The sequence below is a fragment of the Williamsia sp. 1138 genome (assembly GCF_002095435.2).
Lineage (GTDB): Bacteria > Actinomycetota > Actinomycetes > Mycobacteriales > Mycobacteriaceae > Williamsia.
Map to the genome: position 1 here is coordinate 220,109 of NZ_MJEJ02000053.1, position 18,619 is coordinate 238,727.

15 protein-coding genes are annotated in these 18,619 nt (G+C 65.0%); 9 read left to right on the forward strand and 6 right to left on the reverse strand.

The annotated features are described in order from the left end of the window. From BH683_RS26005 to BH683_RS26020, 4 genes are all read left to right on the forward strand, one after another. A complete protein-coding gene (locus tag BH683_RS26005; protein ID WP_084839177.1) occupies positions 1-1,188 on the forward strand; it encodes an acyl-CoA dehydrogenase family protein in 1,188 nt (395 codons plus the stop codon). A 181-nt stretch (positions 1,189-1,369) separates the two neighbouring features. Further along, positions 1,370-2,338 carry a TauD/TfdA family dioxygenase gene (locus BH683_RS26010; protein WP_084839178.1) on the forward strand — a complete coding sequence of 323 codons (969 nt, stop codon included), beginning with the start codon at positions 1,370-1,372 and terminating at the stop codon, positions 2,336-2,338. Between the two features lie 68 nt (positions 2,339-2,406). Further along, a complete protein-coding gene (locus BH683_RS26015) occupies positions 2,407-3,297 on the forward strand; it encodes an oxygenase MpaB family protein (RefSeq protein WP_084839179.1) in 891 nt (296 codons plus the stop codon). Between the two features lie 24 nt (positions 3,298-3,321). Further along, entirely contained in the window at positions 3,322-3,693 is a 372-nt protein-coding gene (locus BH683_RS26020; RefSeq protein WP_094647768.1) for a hypothetical protein, read from the forward strand. On the opposite strand, the gene BH683_RS26025 is transcribed toward BH683_RS26020, so the two are convergent. After that, positions 3,636-5,570, reverse strand: a complete 1,935-nt coding sequence (locus BH683_RS26025) for an ABC transporter ATP-binding protein (RefSeq protein WP_084839180.1) — start codon at positions 5,568-5,570, stop codon at positions 3,636-3,638. The genes BH683_RS26020 and BH683_RS26025 overlap by 58 nt on opposite strands. Before the next feature lie 95 nt (positions 5,571-5,665). Here BH683_RS26025 and fgd point away from each other — a divergent pair, with 95 nt between their 5' ends. Next, positions 5,666-6,715: a glucose-6-phosphate dehydrogenase (coenzyme-F420) gene (gene fgd, locus BH683_RS26030; protein WP_084839181.1), complete on the forward strand. Its 1,050-nt coding sequence runs from the start codon at positions 5,666-5,668 to the stop codon at positions 6,713-6,715. Between the two features lie 68 nt (positions 6,716-6,783). Here the strand turns inward: fgd and BH683_RS26035 are convergent, their stop codons facing one another. Together BH683_RS26035 and BH683_RS26040 are read right to left on the reverse strand one after the other, a co-directional pair. Beyond that, complete coding sequence (locus BH683_RS26035) at positions 6,784-7,602, reverse strand: DUF1206 domain-containing protein (RefSeq protein WP_084839182.1); 819 nt, start codon at positions 7,600-7,602, stop codon at positions 6,784-6,786. Positions 7,603-7,960: 358 nt separating this feature from the next. After that, complete coding sequence (locus tag BH683_RS26040; RefSeq protein ID WP_084839183.1) at positions 7,961-8,857, reverse strand: LysR family transcriptional regulator; 897 nt, start codon at positions 8,855-8,857, stop codon at positions 7,961-7,963. A gap of 82 nt (positions 8,858-8,939) precedes the next feature. On the opposite strand from BH683_RS26040, the gene BH683_RS26045 reads away from it, so the two are divergent. The 4 genes from BH683_RS26045 (at position 8,940) to BH683_RS26060 (ending at position 13,820) form a co-directional block, all read left to right on the forward strand. Beyond that, entirely contained in the window at positions 8,940-9,866 is a 927-nt protein-coding gene (locus BH683_RS26045; RefSeq protein WP_210405274.1) for a DMT family transporter, read from the forward strand. A gap of 9 nt (positions 9,867-9,875) precedes the next feature. Continuing rightward, positions 9,876-10,436, forward strand: coding sequence for a TetR/AcrR family transcriptional regulator (locus BH683_RS26050; RefSeq protein WP_084839185.1), 561 nt, complete (start codon positions 9,876-9,878; stop codon positions 10,434-10,436). A gap of 89 nt (positions 10,437-10,525) precedes the next feature. Beyond that, positions 10,526-12,613, forward strand: a complete 2,088-nt coding sequence (gene pta / locus BH683_RS26055; protein ID WP_084839267.1) for a phosphate acetyltransferase — start codon at positions 10,526-10,528, stop codon at positions 12,611-12,613. Further along, positions 12,606-13,820 carry an acetate kinase gene (locus BH683_RS26060; RefSeq protein WP_084839186.1) on the forward strand — a complete coding sequence of 405 codons (1,215 nt, stop codon included), beginning with the start codon at positions 12,606-12,608 and terminating at the stop codon, positions 13,818-13,820. The genes pta and BH683_RS26060 overlap by 8 nt, the downstream gene beginning before the upstream one ends. 68 nt (positions 13,821-13,888) lie before the next feature. On the opposite strand, the gene BH683_RS26065 is transcribed toward BH683_RS26060, so the two are convergent. Genes BH683_RS26065 through BH683_RS26075 form a run of 3 tightly spaced genes read right to left on the reverse strand, consistent with a single transcriptional unit; the run spans position 13,889 to position 18,604 of the window. Beyond that, positions 13,889-16,186 carry a serine/threonine-protein kinase gene (locus BH683_RS26065; protein WP_084839187.1) on the reverse strand — a complete coding sequence of 766 codons (2,298 nt, stop codon included), beginning with the start codon at positions 16,184-16,186 and terminating at the stop codon, positions 13,889-13,891. Positions 16,187-16,196: 10 nt separating this feature from the next. After that, positions 16,197-17,189 carry a glutamate ABC transporter substrate-binding protein gene (locus BH683_RS26070; RefSeq protein ID WP_084839188.1) on the reverse strand — a complete coding sequence of 331 codons (993 nt, stop codon included), beginning with the start codon at positions 17,187-17,189 and terminating at the stop codon, positions 16,197-16,199. Continuing rightward, positions 17,186-18,604, reverse strand: coding sequence for a hypothetical protein (locus tag BH683_RS26075; protein WP_308203584.1), 1,419 nt, complete (start codon positions 18,602-18,604; stop codon positions 17,186-17,188). Before BH683_RS26075 ends, BH683_RS26070 begins: the two co-directional genes overlap by 4 nt. Positions 18,605-18,619: the final 15 nt, after the last annotated feature.

Here is an 18,619-nt window from a genome sequence, read left to right on the forward strand (position 1 = left end):
ATGACCGACAAGCAAACCTTGGCCGAGCTGTTCGCCACCGACCCGCTCATCACCGACGACGAGCGGGAGATCCGGGACACGGTGGCGGCTTTCGGTCGATCGAGACTGCGTCCGCACGTGGCCGAGTGGTTCGAGGATGGTTCGCTTCCGGTCCGGGAACTGGCCGCCGAACTCGGTGAGCTGGGGGTGCTGGGGATGCACCTCGACGGCTACGGCTGCGCCGGGATGTCGGCCACCACCTACGGCCTTGTCTGCACCGAACTCGAGGCCGTCGACAGCGGACTGCGGAGCTTCGTCTCGGTGCAGGGTTCGCTGGCCATGTTCGCGATCCACGAGTTCGGCTCGGAAGAGCAGAAGCAGCAGTGGCTACCGGATATGGCGGCAGGCAAGGCGATCGGGTGCTTCGGGCTGACCGAGCCCGACTTCGGGTCGAACCCGGCGGGCATGCGGACCAACGCGAAGCGCGACGGAGATGACTGGGTGCTCAACGGCACCAAGATGTGGATCACCAACGGCTCGGTCGCAGATGTCGCGGTGGTGTGGGCGCGCACCGATCTGGGGGAGGGCTCGCGGGGTGTGCGCGGTTTCGTGGTGCCCACCGATACCCCCGGGTTCAGTGCGCCGGAGATCAAACACAAACTCTCCCTGCGTGCCTCGGTGACCTCGGAACTCGTCCTCGAGGAGGTTCGGCTACCCGCGTCGGCGATGCTGCCCGGAGTCGAGGGGCTGCGCGGACCGCTGAGTTGTCTGAACGAGGCCCGTTTCGGCATCGTCTTCGGCTCGGTGGGGGCGGCGCGCGATTGCCTGGAGACAGCGATCGACTATGCCGGGGAGCGGGATGTCTTCGACAAACCGCTGTCCGGGTATCAGCTCACCCAGGCGAAGCTCGCGGATATGGCGCTCGAATGGGGCAAGGGGACGTTGCTCGCCCTGCACCTCGGTCGGCTCAAGGATGCGGGTTCGCTGCGGCCGGAGCAGGTCAGCCTCGGCAAACTGAACAACGTCCGCGAGGCGATCAAGATCGCCCGTGAGTGTCGGACGATACTGGGCGCCAACGGCATCACCCTCGAGTACCCCATCATCCGGCATGCCAACAACCTGGAGTCGGTGCTGACGTACGAGGGCACCTCCGAGATGCACCAGCTGATGATCGGCAAGGCGCTGACGGGTCACGACGCCTTCCGCTGATTCCGCAAACCCACTCGTTCCAAAAGACCCAGGTGCTGCAGCACCTGGGTCTTCCTGGAGTAGCTGGGTGTGTTGGTGGGCGCCCTTCGGCTCACGCTGCGTCATAACGTTCTCAAGGAGAGGTGCGGCAACTACGTTCGCGGAGAACATATTCGCAGTCCAGTTCTTCGGGAGGTAGGCCATGTCTGCACAGATCGACGTCGTCAAAATCGGGGGCAATATCGGCGCGCGGGTGGACGGGGTCACGCTCTCGGGCGATCTCGACTCCGCGACGCTGGCAACGATCAACAACGCTCTGCTCGCCCACAAGGTGATCTTCTTCCGCGGGCAGGATCATCTCGACGACGACGGACAGCTCGCGTTCGCGCGGTCACTCGGGATCCCGACGATCGCCCACCCGACGGTCACCTCCCGCGGCGACACCATCTTGCCGATCGACTCCGACTACGGGCGCGCGAACAGCTGGCACACCGATGTCACCTTCGTTGACCGGATTCCCAAGGCGTCGATCCTGCGTGCGGTCACACTGCCGACCTATGGCGGATCCACCACCTGGGCGAACACGGTCGCGGCGTACGAGAATCTGCCGACATCCCTCAAGGCGCTGACCGAGAACTTGTGGGCGGTCCACACGAACGTGACCGACTACGCCGGAACGGCAGCCGAACTCGTCAATGCCAAGAATGGCCCGGGAGACGTAGCGCAGCGGAGCTCGACCAATCTCGCGGACGCCTACCGCGCCGAGTTCCAGTCGTCGTATTACGAGACCGAGCACCCCGTGGTCCGGGTCCATCCGGAGACCGGTGAGCGGGCGTTGCTCCTCGGTAACTTCGTCAAACGCTTCGTCGACCTCGGGAGCGTCGAGTCGGCGGAGCTCTTCAACGTCCTGCAGGCCCGGATCATCAAGCTGGAGAACACGGTCCGATGGAACTGGGAGTCCGGCGACCTGGCGATCTGGGACAACCGCGCCACGCAGCACTACGCGGTCGCCGACTACGACGACCAGTACCGCCGACTCAACCGGATCACCCTGGCCGGTGATGTCCCCGTCGGTGTCGACGGTGCGCAGAGCCGAGTCGTCGCCGGCGACGCCTCACATTTCTCGGACATCGTCGATCCTCGAGCCTCAGATCGCGCCGTCGCGGTCTGAGGGAGCCGCTGCGTCGGACTCAATGGAACACTATGGAGATTGTGTTCCTTTGCTGCTACGGTTTCCCTATGACCGACGCAATAGACACGCCGTCTGCAGAACTGGCGGACGATGCCGACCGTCCCGAGCTCGTCGGAGCTCCACTCGGACCGGGTTCGCTGACCTGGAAGTACTTCGGCGACAGCCGCCTGGGTCTGCTCGGGCCGCGTCCTGCGGTTCTCGAGAACATGCTGCCCGCGCTGGGGCAGGCCGTGATGGAGCACTCGGTGTTCTTCGACGATCCGTTCGCCCGGATCAAGCGGTCTCTGCCGGGGATCTACGGCACCGTCTACTCTTCCGAAGGCGATCCGGTGGGCGCGATGGTTCGTGATTTTCACACGGATATCAAGGGCACGATGCCTGATGGGGAGCGGTATCACGCGTTGAATCCCGAGACGTACTACTGGGCGCACGCCACGTTCGTCGATGCGTTGCTCACCGGTACCGATCGGATGATCAAGAAGCTGACCGACGCGGAGAAAGAGCAGATCTACGCGGAATCGATCACCTGGTATCGCCGCTACGGCGTCAGTGATCGTCCGATGCCGGCTACCTACGCGGACTTCGTCGAGTACTGGGATCGCACCGTCGACGAGGTGCTCATTCCGCACAAGACCGCCCGGTACGGGGTCGGATACGTCACAAAGGGTTATCCGCTGCCGCCTGGCATGCACCCGCTGGTGTGGAAGGTGCTCTCCCGTCTGGTGAATCCGTTCGCGGCCTTCATCACCACCGGCGGGATGCCGGAACGCTCGCGGGAGCAGCTCGACCTGCCGTGGAGTGAGCGCAAAGAGCGCAACTACCGGCGGTTCTGTGCCGGCGTCCGCGCGATCGATCCGCTCTACCGGCGCCTGCCGGCGAAGGTCCGATACAACAAGTACGCACTGAAGGGATTCGCGCAGGCCGGAGTGCGGCCCTGAGGGGTGGCCGTGTTCACTTGAGGCATGCACGTTCTGAAGAGGCTCGGTTCCAGCCTGACCGTGATCGGCTCGCTGGTGCTGATGATTTGTGTCGCATTGTTGTCGGTGAGCTGGGCAAATGACGGTAGGTGGGGCTGGTTCGCGCTCGGGATGGTGATTATCGCCGTCAACATCGCGTTGGTCGCGACCGAACTCCGGCCCAAGCCCAAGCCTCTGCCCTGGACGATGTCTGAGGTCCGAGAGGTCACCGCCGGCATCGACAACGAGGTCAATGCCATCCGCAAGCTACGTCGCGCAGACCGGGGTCTGAGCCTGGAGAAGGCCGCGAAGCTGGTGAGTCAGGCTCGTTCGGAAGGCACCGAAGGACCGGGCGAGTCGTCGGACACCGCCCGCTGATCGGTGTCGTCCGCGAACTGCGTGCGGTACAACTCCGCGTAGCGGCCGCTGCGCGCGAGCAGCTCGAGGTGGGTGCCGCGTTCGACAACCCGTCCGTCTTCCAGGACCAGGATCTCGTCGGCGGCCCGGATGGTCGAGAGCCGGTGCGCGATCACCACGGAGGTCCGTCCTTCCAGCGCCTCGGCCAGAGCTTCCTGCACCGCCGCCTCCGACGTCGAATCCAGATGCGCTGTGGCCTCGTCGAGGATGACGACGGCCGGGTGGGCCAAGAGCAGCCGGGCGATCGTCAGTCGTTGGCGCTCTCCACCGGAGAGGCGGTATCCGCGCTCGCCGACCACGGTGTCGAGACCGTCGGCCAGGCTCGCCACCAGTCCGTCGAGGCGTGAGCGCCGCAGCGCATCCCAGATGTCCTGTTCGGTCGCTGCCGGGTTGGCCAGCAACAGATTTGCGCGGACGGTGTCGTGGAACAGGTGACCGTCCTGCGTCACCAGCCCGATGGCCCGGTGCATCGACCCGCTTTCCAGGTCGCGGATATCGTTGTCGCCCAGTTTGATCGCTCCGGAATCGACGTCGTACAGGCGCGTCGCCAACTGTGCGATCGTCGATTTGCCCGCACCCGAGCTGCCGACGAGCGCGACCATCTTGCCCGGCGGGACGGTGAACGACACGTCATGGATCACCTCGTCGCCGCCCCGCTTGTCCAGCACTGCAACCTCTTCGAGCGATGCGAGCGACACCTTCTCCGCCGAGGGATAGCTGAAGCTCACGTTCTGGAAGCTCAGGGACTGCTGGCCGGTCGGCGCGGTGATGGCGTCGGGCTTGTCGGCGATCAGGGGCGCCAGGTCGAGGACCTCGAAGACGCGCTCGAAACTGACGAGTGCACTCATGATCTCGACGCGCGCGTTGGCCAGAGCCGTCATCGGCGCATACATGCGGGTCAGCAACAGGGCGAGCGAGACCACGGCGCCGGCGTTGAGATGTCCCTGTAGGGCCAAGTATCCGCCCAGTCCGTAGATGAGCGCGAGAGCCAGCGCGGACACCAGGGTCAGCGAGGTGACGAAGATGCTCTGCGCCAGAGACCTCCGGACGCCGATGTCGCGGACCTTGTCGGCGCGCCACGAGAACTCTTCGGATTCCTGGCTGGGGCGTCCGAACAGTTTCACCAGCGTCGCTCCGGGCGCGGAGAAGCGTTCGGTCATCTGTGTCGACATCAGCGAGTTGTATTCGGCGGCCTCCCGGGACAGGGCCGCCATCCGCTTGCCCATCCGGCGGGCCGGAAGCACGAAGAGCGGCAAGAGGACCAGTGCCAGCAACGTGATCTGCCAGCTGATCGAGATCATCACCGCCAAGGTCAGGGTGAGGGTGACGATGTTCGACACGACGCCCGACAGGGTGTCGGAGAACGCACGCTGGGCGCCGATCACGTCGTTGTTCAGTCGGCTGACCAGTGCGCCCGTGCGGGTGCGGGTGAAGAAGGCGATCGGCATCTTCTGGACGTGGTCGAAGACCGCGCGGCGCAGGTCGTAGATCAAGCCCTCGCCGATGTTCGACGACAGCCAGCTCACCACCAGGCCGGTCGCTGCCTCGGCCACCGCGATGATCGCGATCAGGACGGCGAGCCACACCACCGTCGAGGTCGCTCCGTCGCCGACGATGTTGTTGACCACCCGGCCGGCCAGGATCGGGGTGACGACGGTCAGGATGGCGACGACGATGCTCAGGACCATGAACACCGTGAGCTTGCCGCGGTGCGGCTTGGCGAACGCGGCAATCCGTCGCACCGTGATGCCGCGGTTCTCGCGACGGCGTTCCTTGCTCAGGTCGGGCCCGTTCATCGACCGATACATCGTGTTCCAGGCAACTGACTCCATACTCATGATCCCTACAGTAGAAGTTCAAGTTCACTTGAAGTCAATGGAGTTTGCCCACAGCTGAATTCGACCGCTCGAAAAGGCCCCGTCTGCGGCCTGTGATGAACTGGAATGACAACACGGCGGATGAGGGAGATGGTCTGGTGGCATTGCGGCTCGGATACAAGGCTTCGGCAGAGCAGTTCAACCCGCGTGAGCTGGTCGAGATCGCGGTGGCGGCCGAGGAACACGGCATGGATTCGGTGGCGGTGTCCGATCACTTCCAGCCGTGGCGGCATGAGGGTGGGCATGCCCCGTTCTCGTTGGCGTGGATGGCCGCGGTGGGTGAGCGGACCAACCGGGTGCAGATCGGTACCTCGGTGATGACGCCGACGTTCCGGTACAACCCGGCGGTGATCGCGCAGGCGTTCGCGTCGATGGCCTGCATGTACCCGGGCCGGATCATGCTCGGGGTCGGCACCGGCGAAGCGCTCAACGAGTACGCGACCGGTTTCCAGGGTGAGTGGCCCGAGTTCAAGGAACGGTTCGCGCGGCTGCGTGAGGCGGTCCGGTTGATGCGTGAGCTGTGGACCGGCGACGAGGTGAACTTCGACGGCGAGTACTACAAGACCCAGGGCGCCTACATGTACGACCTCCCTGAGCAGCCGGTGCCGGTGTACATCGCGGCCGGTGGCCCAGTCGTCGCTCGCTACGCGGGCCGGTCGGGTGACGGTTTCATCTGTACCTCGGGCAAGGGCATGGAGCTCTACACCGAGAAGCTGATCCCGTCGGTCAAGGAAGGCGCGGACAAGGCCGAGCGGAACTTCGACGACATCGACCGGATGATCGAGATCAAGATCTCCTACGATCCCGACCCCGAGTTGGCGTTGGAGAACTGCCGGTTCTGGGCGCCGCTGTCGCTGACCCCGGAGCAGAAGCACAGTGTGAACTCCTCGACTGAGATGGAACGCCTCGCCGACGAGCTGCCGATCGAGCAGGTTGCCAAGCGCTGGATCGTCGCCTCTGATCCCGATGAGGCGGTCGAGAAGGTCAAGGCGTACACCGACGCCGGCCTCAACCACCTGGTCTTCCACGCACCGGGCCACGATCAGCAGCGGTTCCTGACCAACTTCCAGAAGGATCTCGAGCCCCGCCTGCGCAAGCTCGGCTGACCGGTTTTGGTGGGTTCTGGCGAGCATTTCCCCAGGTGGGGGACGCCAGAACCCACCACTTCCGGGGGCTACATGCGCGAGTAGCGGGCCATCGCGAAGCTGTAGAGGCCGTAGGCGGCGATCCCGATCCCGGCGAGGATCAACAGGAACTTGCCGAACGGCGCTTCCCCCAGGGTCTTGACGGCCCCGTCGATACCGGTGGCCTTGGACGGGTCCGAGTTGATGGACGCGACGATCACCAGGATTCCTGCGCCGACCAGGACCAGACCCTTCGCCGTGTATCCGGCGATGCCGAGCGGCGTGATGATCGTGCTGCCGGAGATCTTGAGGTCGTCGAGGAAGTTCTTGGTCACGCCCTTGTACACGTGGTACCCGCCGATGGCGATGACGACCAAGCCGGCGATGACGAGAACGGTCTTGCCTGCCGTGTTCTCCATCAGACGTGCCGACAGACCGGCGCTCTGCTGACCGCTCGACTGGCCGGTGCCGCGGGCGAACTGGAACGCCGAGAAAGCGAACCCGAAATAGACCACCGCCACGCCGGCGGCCTTTGCGCGATCGAAGAGTCCGGACGCACCTGAGTCGCCGTCACCCGGTTCGGTGGCGTGCGGACCGATGATGGCCTCGGCGACCCGCCACAGCGCCATCGCCAGGAAGGCGACGGCCGCGATCCACAGCATTGTCTTGCCGCCGGGGCTGCTGCCGAGCGTCCCCAATGCCCCGGACTGGTCGGCGTTGCCGCCGGAGCCGAAGGCGATGCGGGTGATGATGAACGCGATCAGCAGGTGGACCAGCCCGCTCACGATGTGGCCGGCGCGAGCCGCCCGTTCGAACGCCGTGCTGTCGGTGGCCCTGTCCACCGCGCCACTCACTCGATTTTCAGCCATGGGCACCTCTGACGTGTAGTGATGAGACGGGGCGCGGTCTGGACCTCGTGGACCCTTCAACATTAGTGGGCCTATGGTCGGCTTCGTCACAGGAGGTTGCTCCTGGCTCGACTCCGCCGCACTGCGCGCCTATGTTGGGGACCTTGATCGACCCGGCCACATCGGACGGTTGATCACCGAGTACGTCAGTCGAGAAGTGAGTCAGTGCCGACTCCAGCGGCATCGTAAACCCCTCACTCCAGGAGTCCCCAGTGCAGTTCTTTCCTATTCTCGTCGTCCTTCAGGGCATCCTCTTGTCGACCTGGATGATCTACGGCATGGCCGCGATCATCGTCCGCCGCGTCGACGACATTCCTCCTCAGGCGGCCTGACGCACGTCGACCCGCTCCCGGAGCAGGTCGATGATCCGCCGCACCGCAGGGTTGTCTCGTACCGCCTCCCGGGTCCGGACGGCGATCGTCCGCATCGGGGTCGGATTGATCAGCGGCCTCGACACCAATCCCGGTGGCAGGATCCCGACGCCGAGTCGGGGCAGGACGGTGATGCCGACGCCTGCGGCGACGAAGCTGATGGCCGTCGGATAGTCGTGTGTCTCGATGTGGAATCCGGGACTGAAACCCACCACCGAACAGGCATCGAGAATCGATTGCCGGCAGGGTCCGCGCGATACATCGTTGTCGACCCACCGCTCGTCGCGCAGCGCGGCGAGTTCCACGTGGTCGCGGCCGGCGAGCAGATGGTGTTCGGGCAAGACCACCACGTAGGGCTCACTCAGCAGCTCCTCGACCTCGTAACCGCGCAGCGAGGTCGACGCGGCACCTTCGACATAGATCTCCACATCGGGGTCACCCGAAGAATCGTGGGCCAGCTCGACGAGCCGCAAATCGACTCGGAGCCTGGGGAACTCGTGGGTGATCGCGGCGATCACGGGAGGTATCCAGGCTGCGCCCGCCGACGCGAAGTAACTCACGGACAAACTGCCGACTCGACCCGATCGCAGATCGGCGACGAGTGATTCGAGTTCCGCCAGCCGCTCGAGGACGTGAGCGGCTTCCTCGGCGAGGGTTCGACCCGCCGCGGTCGTCTCTATGCCGCGTCCGTGTTTCTCGACGAGGGTGAGACCGGTTTCCCGTTGCAGAGCGGTGAGGTGCTGACTGATCGCCGACGGCGTGTATCCGAGCGCGGCCGCGGCGCCGTTGATCGAGCCGGCCGCGACGACGGCCCGGAAAATACGTAAGCGGTGCACATCCAGCATCTGCTAACCGTACAGTCGGACTGAATTGTCAACAAGAAGTAATCGCTTGTGCTTACGTATGCGGGTCGACGACAGTAGGAGTATGAAAGCCAAGCTCTCGAGCAACCTCGCCGTTGTTGCCGCAGTGATCACCGTGCTGCTCTGGGCGTCCTCTTTTGTCGTCATCCGTTTCGTCGGGGAATCGTTGTCGCCCGGGGCGATGGCTTTCTCCCGGCTTCTGGTCGGTGCGGCGGTGCTGGTGGTGATCGCGATGCGGTACCGCAGGCCCATCCCGCGGGGGCGCGCACTGGCGCTGGTCATCGGCTACGGATTGCTCTGGTTTGCGGCGTACACGGTATTGCTGAACTGGGCCGAACAGCACCTGGACGCCGGCACCGCCGCCCTGCTCGTCAACTTCGCGCCGATACTCGTGGCGATCTTTGCCGGTCTGTTCATGGGCGAAGGGTTTGCGCGACCGCTGGTCATCGGGATCGTCATCGCGTTTGCCGGGGTGCTGCTGATCGCCCTCGGAGGCTCCGGCGGCAGCCACAACGATCGACTCGGCATCATGCTCGGACTGGTCACCGCCGTTCTCTATGCGGCGGGAGTACTCATGCAGAAGGTCGCCCTTCGCACCGTGGATGCGGTGACCGCTACGTGGGTGGGTTGTGTCGCGGGCTTGCTCGCCACCACTCCGTTCGCGCCGCAGGCGGTGGGTGAACTGGCCGACGCCTCCGCGGGGGCGATCGCGGGCGTGGTGTTCCTGGGTGTGGGGCCGACTGCCATCGCTTTCCTGACCTGGGCGTACGCATTGTCGCGGACGGACGCGGGGAAGATGGCCGCGACCACACTTGCGGTACCGGCCATCGCCATCGGGCTGTCGTGGGTCTTTCTCGGCGAGGTCCCGACCGTACTCGGACTCGTGGGTGGCGCCATGGCGCTGACCGGTGTCGCGATCAGCAGGCGCAGACCGCGGCAACAATCGGCTGCTGTCGATGCCCAGGTACCCGAAGCGAGCCCGACCTCCTAATCTTCTTGTATGGATCGAGAGCGGATGGTCGACGTCGCCATCGCAGTGGTGGAGAGATTCGGCGCGCGGGCGCTGAGTCTGACGTCGGTCGCCCGTCACGCGGGCGTCGGGCGGGCGACCGCGTACCGGATGTTCGGAGGTCGGGACGAACTGGTCCAGGCGATCGTCGAGCGGGAGGTCAAGACCCTCGGTGATCTGATCAAGGAATGGACGGCGTCCGAGTCCGAACCGGCCGACAAGGTGCGAATCCTTGTGATCAACGTGATGGCCTACATCCGCAAACACGAAGCGCTGCAGTACATCCTGCAGAACGAGCCGGAAGAGATCATCACCACCCTGGTGGCCCGTGGCCCCGACAGGGGGACCGACGTCACCATTGTCGACCTGATCGTGGCCAACAGCGTCGGCAACTTCGAGGGAGAGCCCGAACTCGAGGCCGCGTTGGTGCCCGATTCACGTCGGGCGACCGAGCTGATGGTCCGGGTTGTGTACTCGTACATGCTGATTCCGCGTAGTGCGATGTCCGATGAGGACATCGCCGACATGGTGGTACGCGCAGTCATCCGTTAGTCCGATCTTGGTGGGTTCGGGCGAGCATCTGCCCAGTTCGGCCCCACCAGAAGCCACCAAGATCGGGTACTACATCTATGGTGGGCGGCATGGGCTCTTCATCGTCGAGCAGCATCTATCTGGCATCACCCGAGGGCGACACCGGGAAGTCGACGGTGGCGTTGGGGGTGTTGCACCTGTTGGCGGCCTCCGGAGGACGGGTGGGGGTGTTCCGGCCGATCTCGCGTACCAACTCCGGCCAGCGTGACTACATCCTGGAACTCCTGATCGAGCACGACTCCACCGATCTGAGTTACGAGGATTGCATCGGTGTCACCTACGAACAGGTGCATGCTGATCCAGATGCGGCGTTGAGCGAGATCGTCACCCGCTTCCACGCGGTCGAGCAGCGATGCGACGCCGTCCTCGTGATCGGGTCCGATTACACCGATATCGCCAGCCCGTCCGAGCTCAGCTTCAACGCCAGGATCGCGGCCAACCTGCAGACGCCGATGCTGTTGGCCCTCAAGGCGGCGGAACGCAGCGAGGCCGAGGTAGTGGGGCTGGCGGAACTCTGCCTGGCCGAGTTGGCCACCAACCACGCCCAGGCGGTTGCGTTGATCGCGAACCGCTGCGATCCCGATCGGTTGGCCCAGGTGAAAGAGGCCCTGGAGTCGGCGACCGGGCTGCCCGCCTGGGCGCTACCCGAAGATCCGGTGCTCATCGCCCCCACGGTCGGCGAACTGATGGCGGAGCTGGGCGGCGAGATCTACAGCGGCGACCCCGAACTGCTGAGCAGGGAAGCCATGCACGTGATGGTCGGCGGGATGACCGTCGAGCACATCTTGGAGCGGCTCACCGAAGGTCTGGCGGTGATCACCCCGGCCGATCGGTCCGACGTGCTGGTCTCGCTGGTCGCGGCAAATGCGGCGGAGGGGTTCCCCAAGCTCTCCGGGATCATCCTCAACGGTGGGCTCAAGCCGCACCCCAAGATCGCCGCGTTGATGGAGGGATTGCAGTCCTCGCTCCCGATCATCACCTGCGAACAGGGGACGTACGAGACAGCACGGGCGGCAGCACATGCCCGGGCCCGGATGAACATCGACTCTGTCCGCAAGATCGATGTCGCTCTCAACCTCATGGAGGAGCACGTCGATTCGGTGGGGCTGCTCGAGAAGCTGCAGTTGCCCATTCCCGAAGTCGTCACGCCGCAGATGTTCGAGTACCAGCTGATCGAGCAGGCCCGCAAGAACAAGAAGCGAATTGTGTTGCCGGAGGGCGGAGATGACCGCATCCTGCGCGCAGCGGGACGGTTGCTGCGGCGCCAGGTCGCCGACCTCACCATCCTCGGCGACGAGCGCTCCGTCCGGGACCGGGCTGCCGAACTGGGTATCGACCTGTCCGATGCCACCGTCATCGACCCGGCGACCTCGGAGCTTCTGGACGAGTTCATCGACACCTATACCGAGTTGCGCAAGCACAAGGGCATGGACAAACAGCGTGCCCGAACGATCGTGCAGGATGTCTCCTACTTCGGCACCCTGATGGTGCAGTTGGGTTACGCCGACGGCATGGTGTCGGGAGCGGTGCACACCACCGCACACACCATCCGCCCGGCGTTCGAGATCATCAAGACCGTGCCAGGGGTATCGACGGTTTCGAGTGTCTTCTTCATGTGTCTCGCCGATCATGTTCTGGCGTACGGGGATTGCGCTGTGGTCCCCGATCCGACGGCTGAGCAACTCGCCGACATCGCGATCTCGTCAGCTGCCACCTCGGCCCGCTTCGGTATCGAGCCACGGGTCGCGTTGCTCTCGTACTCGACCGGAGAATCCGGCAGCGGCGCCGACGTCGAGAAGGTGCGTGAGGCGGCCAAACTCGTGCGCCAGCGGGCCCCGGAATTGTTGATGGAAGGGCCCATCCAGTACGACGCGGCGGTCGACCCGTCGGTGGCGAGCACGAAGATGCCCAACTCACCCGTGGCCGGTCAGGCCACCGTACTGATCTTCCCGGACCTCAACACCGGCAACAACACCTACAAAGCGGTGCAGCGCAGCGCAGATGCCGTGGCCGTCGGACCTGTGTTGCAGGGTCTGCGTAAACCGATCAACGACCTGTCTCGCGGCGCGCTCGTGTCCGACATCGTCAACACCGTCGCGATCACCGCGATCCAAGCCCAGGGGCAGCCAGATGAGTGACACCGACTCGACCGACACCGTGTTCGTCCTGAACGCCGGCTCGTCGTCGCTGAAATACCAGTTGGTGCGACCGGCGTCGGGTGAGGTTGTCGCGCATGGGCTCGTCGAGCGAATCGGGGAAAGCAGTGCCAAAGTCGTACTCATCCGCGGCGACGACACCAAAGAGTTCGTCGGGGAGATCGCCGATCACCGGGCGGGGCTGGCGAAGGCCCTGGAGCTGTCGCGGGTGCAAGATCGGGATCTGACGTCCGAAGGTATCACCGCCGTCGGCCACCGGGTTGTCCATGGCGGGCCGAAGTTCTACAAACCGACTGTCATCGACGACGACGTGATCGAGGCCATCAACGAACTCGAAGACCTGGCGCCGCTGCACAATCCGGTCAACGTCCTCGGCATCGAGGCGATCCGGGAACTGCTGCCGGACGTGCCGTCCGTGGCGGTCTTCGACACGGCGTTCTTTCACGATCTGCCGGAGCACGCGGCGGCCTATGCGATCGACAAGGAGCTCGCCGAGGCGCACCACATCCGGCGCTACGGCTTTCACGGGACGTCGCATGAGTACGTGTCGCAGCAGACGGCCGAGTTCCTCGGCGCCGATCCGGAGAGTTTGAATCAGATTGTCCTGCATCTCGGTAACGGCGCGTCGGCCTCGGCCATCGAAGGCGGCCGGCCGGTGGAGACCTCGATGGGTCTGACCCCGCTCGAGGGTCTGGTCATGGGAACCCGCAGCGGCGACATCGATCCTGGCGTCGTGATGTACCTCCGCCGTGCGGCCGGCATGGACGTCGACCAGATCGACGCAGTTCTGAACCGGCAGTCCGGGTTGAAGGGGTTGTGCGGCGAGAACGACTTCCGCGCGTTGACCGAACGAGTCGAAGCCGGTGACGCCGACGCGACGTTGGCGTACAACGTGTACATCCATCGCCTGCGCAAGTACGTCGGTGCCTACATGGTGACCCTGGGTCGGACCGATGCGATCGTGTTCACCGCCGGGGTCGGCGAGAACGCCGCCAAGGTACGCGCCGACGCGATGGCAGGTCTCGAGAACTTCGGGGTCCAGCTCGACGCCGAGCGCAACTCCGCCAGAAGCCGTGAGGCCAGGATCATCTCGACGGACGATTCTGCCGTGACCGTGTTGGTCGTCCCGACCAACGAAGAACTGGCCATCGCTCGGCAGTCGGTGCAGGCGCTGAACGACCGCCCCTGACCCCGATGATGTGTCCTTTTGGCGGTGCCCACCTGGGCTTTTGATCGCCAAAAGGGCACATCACCGGGCTAGAACAACGTATGCGGCCGGACGAAATTGGCCAGGTCGACGAGCAGGAATCGCTGGGTGCGGTTCATGGTGCCGCGCGCCAACTGCCGCAGGGACCGCTCGCACCCGACGCGCAGTCCGTGGTCGTTGAACTTGTAGCCGAGGATGTCGCCGCGCGCGGAGGCGTCGGTGGGGGATTGGTCAGGGCGGCGGTGGATCCAGCCGAGCGCGATGCCGAGTACCAGGATCACGAGTCGCTGCTTGCGGGGTTCGCTGTCGGGCATCGACTCGAGACGGTGTGCGGCTTCGCGGAGCTGGTCTTCGTGGACCTCACCGGGGTCGCGGCCGTGGACCAGCGTGAGGATCGACGTGCAACTCGCGGCGTTGAAGTGGCGGCTCGTCGGCGGCACATCGTCGAGCGCTTTCACTGCACCCTCGACGTCACCGCCGGCGTACCGCATGCGAGCGAGCCCGAAAGCGGCCGTGACGATTGCCCGGTCGGTCTGCCACAGCGACCGATAGTGCTGCAGGGCTACATCGTGATTTCCCATCAACTCGGCGGTGGCTGCGACCGCGAGCTTGGGTGCCACCTCACCGGGCATGGCGGCGAGCACATCATTGAAGCGTGCATGTGCCCCGGCGACGTCGTCCACCAGTAGCGCGCCGAGGCCGAGGAACCACTCGGTGCGCCACGACTTCCCGTGGTGCTCGGTGGCCTCGTTCAGCAGGTTGAGCGCGGTCTGTGCTTCCCCGAGCTCGAGGTAGGCGCGAGCTTCGATCAGGTCGATCTCGCGGGACGGGTGATCGTCGGATGGGTCCGTGCCGATCACCGATGACAGTCCGCCTTCGCGTGCGCTACGGATCGAATCGAGGGTCTGGGTCGGCTCGGACAGGGCTGTCGAGTTCAGCAGTCCGGCGGCGGGGTCGGACTGGTCGACCAGTGGAACCGGCAGTGCAGCAACGACATCGGTGGTGTCGAGGGTGATCCGGGCGCGGATGGGTTCGAGGATTCCGTCCACCGGTGCGAGCATCATCTCGGTGCCGAACGTCGTACGCTGCGGACTGAACACGGTCGACAGTCCCGGACGCGGGATCCCGGACTTGGCCGCGACTGTTTCGCGCAGCACGTTGAGTAGTTGGCCGGCCATCTCGTCTGCCGACGTGAAACGTTTGGCGGGATCGGGATGTGTGGCCCGCTGTAGCAGGCGGTAGAAGGACGGATTGTCTGCGAACAGTTTCACGTCGGCGGGATCAGGCAGGCCGTCGAGGTAACGTCCCTTCTCCATGGGCATGTCGACGGTGAGGACGGCGAGAGTTCTTCCGAGACTGTAGATGTCCGTCGCGATCTGCGGGCCCGTCTGTACGATCTCCGGGGCCTGGAAGCCAGGGGTCCCGTAGAGGTGCCCGTAACCGTTGATGGGAGAGACGGCGCCGAGATCGATCAGCTTGACGTCTTCGCTGCCGATCATGATGTTCTCGGGTTTGATGTCGTTGTAGACCAGGCCGACCGAATGCAGATAGGAGACCGCGGGCAAGACCTCGAGCAGATACGCGATCGCTTGCTCAGGCGGTAATTGCGTACGTCGGACGCCTGATTCGTCGTCTTGTGCGGAGACGATGTCCTTGAGGGTGCTACCGCCGACGTACTCCATCACGATGTAGCCGAAGGTGTTGCCCTTCTGGTCGTGGTGCTCGACGAAGTTGTAGATCTTGACGATGCCAGGATGGGACACCGACGCGAGGAACTGGCGTTCGGCCAGCGCAACGGCCTGCGCCTGAGCATCTTTCGAGTTCAACAGGCCCTTGAGGACGACGGGCCGGTCGGAGACGTTTCGGTCGATGGCGAGGTAGATCCAGCCCAGGCCGCCGTAGGCGATGGCTCCGGAGATCTCGTACTGGTCCGCGACCATCGTCCCTTTGTCCAACCCTGGGACGAAGGAGTAACGAGCGCCGCAATTCTCGCAGTTGCCGGTGAGGGGCCCGCGCCCTTCTCCGGACCGGCGAGCAACGGGTTTGCCGCATTTCCAGCACAGCCGTTTGCCCTCGGAGATGACGGGGTCGGCCATGACTGCATCGGCGGGTTCGATGTCGCGGACCCGCGGTACGTCGACCAGGCCTCCACCCATGCGCCGCCGGCTGCGAGAGCTGCGACTGGTGGGGACCATGATCGCCGGCTGACTGTTCTGGGTGGTGACGGCAGTCGGTTCCGTGAAGGCCATGTCCCAGCGCACGGCCTGGGTCCCCACGTCGAGGTCGGAGAGGGACGCGGCCTGCGTACCGACCTCGGGGTCGTTGTCGGGTGTCTTGTCAGTGGTCACGGTGCCCGCCTCACTCCCGGTATTCCGGCTGCGGCGGATAGTATTTCGGTCCGAGGATGGACAGCCAGCGGTCGTAGATGTCGAACCAGGTGCCGTCTTCCCGCATCTTCTGCAGCACGCCGTTCGTGAAACGCACCAGGTCCTCGTTGTCCTTGTTGATCCCGATCCCGTACGGTTCCTCGCCGAGGCTCTGCCCCAGCACGTGGACGTAGGGATCCTGGGCGGCCATCCCGGCGAGGATGGCGTCGTCGGTGGACACCGCGTCGACCTGTCCCTGCTGCAGCATGACCAGGCAATCGGCCCACGACGAGACCGTGTCGACGATCGCATCGGGCACCCGCTGCTGGATGCGGGAGATGGACGTGGTGCCGCGTGCGGCGCAGACCCGCTTGCCGGCCAGGTCCGCGACCCCGTTGATGTTGGAGCTGCGCATCGTCAGGATTCGTTGCGAGGCTTCGTAGTAGACCGTCGAGAAGGCGATCTCCTTGAGGCGCTCGCAGGTGATGCTCATGGTCTTGACCACCACGTCCACGGACTCGTCCTTGAGTGCCTCGATCCGGTCACCCGAATTGAGGATCTTGAACTCGACACGCTCGGGGTCGCCGAAGATGGCCCTGGCCAACTCCTTCGCGATGTCGACGTCGAAACCCTCGATGCTGCCACTGATGGGGTCCCGGAAGGAGAGCAGATTCGAACCGATGTCGAGGCCGACCTTGAGCCAGCCCCGCTGCGCGATGGTCTCCATCGTGCTGCCCGGGGGCATCTGCCCGACCGGCGGCAGGGGGCCGGGAGTCAGGGACGCGGTCGCATCGCATTCGTCGGTGGCCGGGGTCGGCTCGACCGGGACGTCGCTGTTGACGCCGGCAGGCGCAGGCCAGTTCGCGGTGGCCGAGGGCGGGAGGCTGTCCGGTGCGGCGGCGTGGACGCAACCGGCAAGGGAGGTGGCGGTCAGCGCGACTGCGCCGGCCAGAGCGACGGCGCGGGCGCGCATCCGAATACTCATCGGTACTCCCTGATTCGCGGGAACAGCCCGGCCAGTGCCGCGACAGCCGCCGCGATGCCGAGCAGCATGATGCCCAGCCCGGCGTAGCCGATCACGACGCGGGCGGTGTTGATGTCGTCCCGGAATGTCTCCCGCGTGTTGGTGATGCCCTCGACCAAGGCGGTGTCCAGGCGGGTGTAGGCCGCGGCCGCACCATCCGGATTGTCGCCGACGGCGATGGCGGTCGCCCCGTTGAAATCACCGGCGTTGGTGCGCTCGAGCATCGCTGCGTGAGCTTCGCGCCACATGGCGAGTGCCGCGGTGGCCTCGTCCACCGAATCCTCGGCGACATCTCGGCGTTCGTCGTCGCGGTAATCGTCGAGCAATTCGCCGATCTGGGCGGTCGCGTCGGCGTAACCCGCCTCCAGGGATTCCTGATCGCCGCGACGGACCAGCGACAGCGTCTCGTCGGATCGGGCCTGCTGGATCAGGATGCGTGCCGAGGTCAGCTCGCGCAGGGGTGCGGCTCCTCGATTCTCGGCATTGCTGGTGGCGTTCACCGAGAGCAGTCCGCCGACCAGTAGCCACAGCAATCCGATGACCAAGAATCCGACCCCGCTGAGCAGTCCGACGTTGAACCGGCGTCGACTGCGGCGGGCGACGTAGATGTGTGTGCCGATCATGACGGCGAGCACCAGCACGAGGGCGATGTAGACACCCCAGGGTGGGCTCGTGAAGTTGGTTCGCGCGTCACCGATGGCGTCGGCCCGCTCGGTGTACAGACGTTCGGCTGCGGGCAGGATCGTCGACTGCATCATGTTCGACGCCTCCCCGAGATATGCGGAGCCGACCGGGTTGCCGAGGCGGTTGTTGATGCGCGCCGATTCGATGAGTCCGGTGTAGACCGGGATCTGCGACGAGAGGATGGTGAGGTCCTCGCGGATCATGGCGTTGTCGATGGACGCGCCGCTGACCGATTGGACGAGTGCCTGCCCGGACGTTGCGATCGCGTCGTTATAGCGTTCCCGCAGCTCAGGCGGTTCGAGCCCGCCGGATATGAACGCGGTGTTGGCCGCGGCGTCGGCGATGGACAGCGAGCTGTAGAGAACCTGCGAGGCCTCCGCGAGGGGTTCGGTCTCGACGATCATCCCCTCGAGGGTGCTGGTCCGATCGTCGAGTGTGTCCGAGGCGTACCAGCCGACGGTGACGCAGGAGATGACCAGCACGATGGCGAGCAAGAACAACTTGCCCGGGCTGGTCCACGCCAGTTGCCGGATGTTGGTGAAGGGATTCTGGGCGCGTTCGCGGGTCAGCACCATCAATTCGCGCCGCGTCAGCGGGGCCGGGCGGTCGGCGGCCCGCCGAAAGCGGTACCCCTGCGTCCTGTCCGCACGCATGAGCCGGGTACGCAAAGAGGTTGCGTTGCCGCCGGTCACACGATCCCTTCTTCC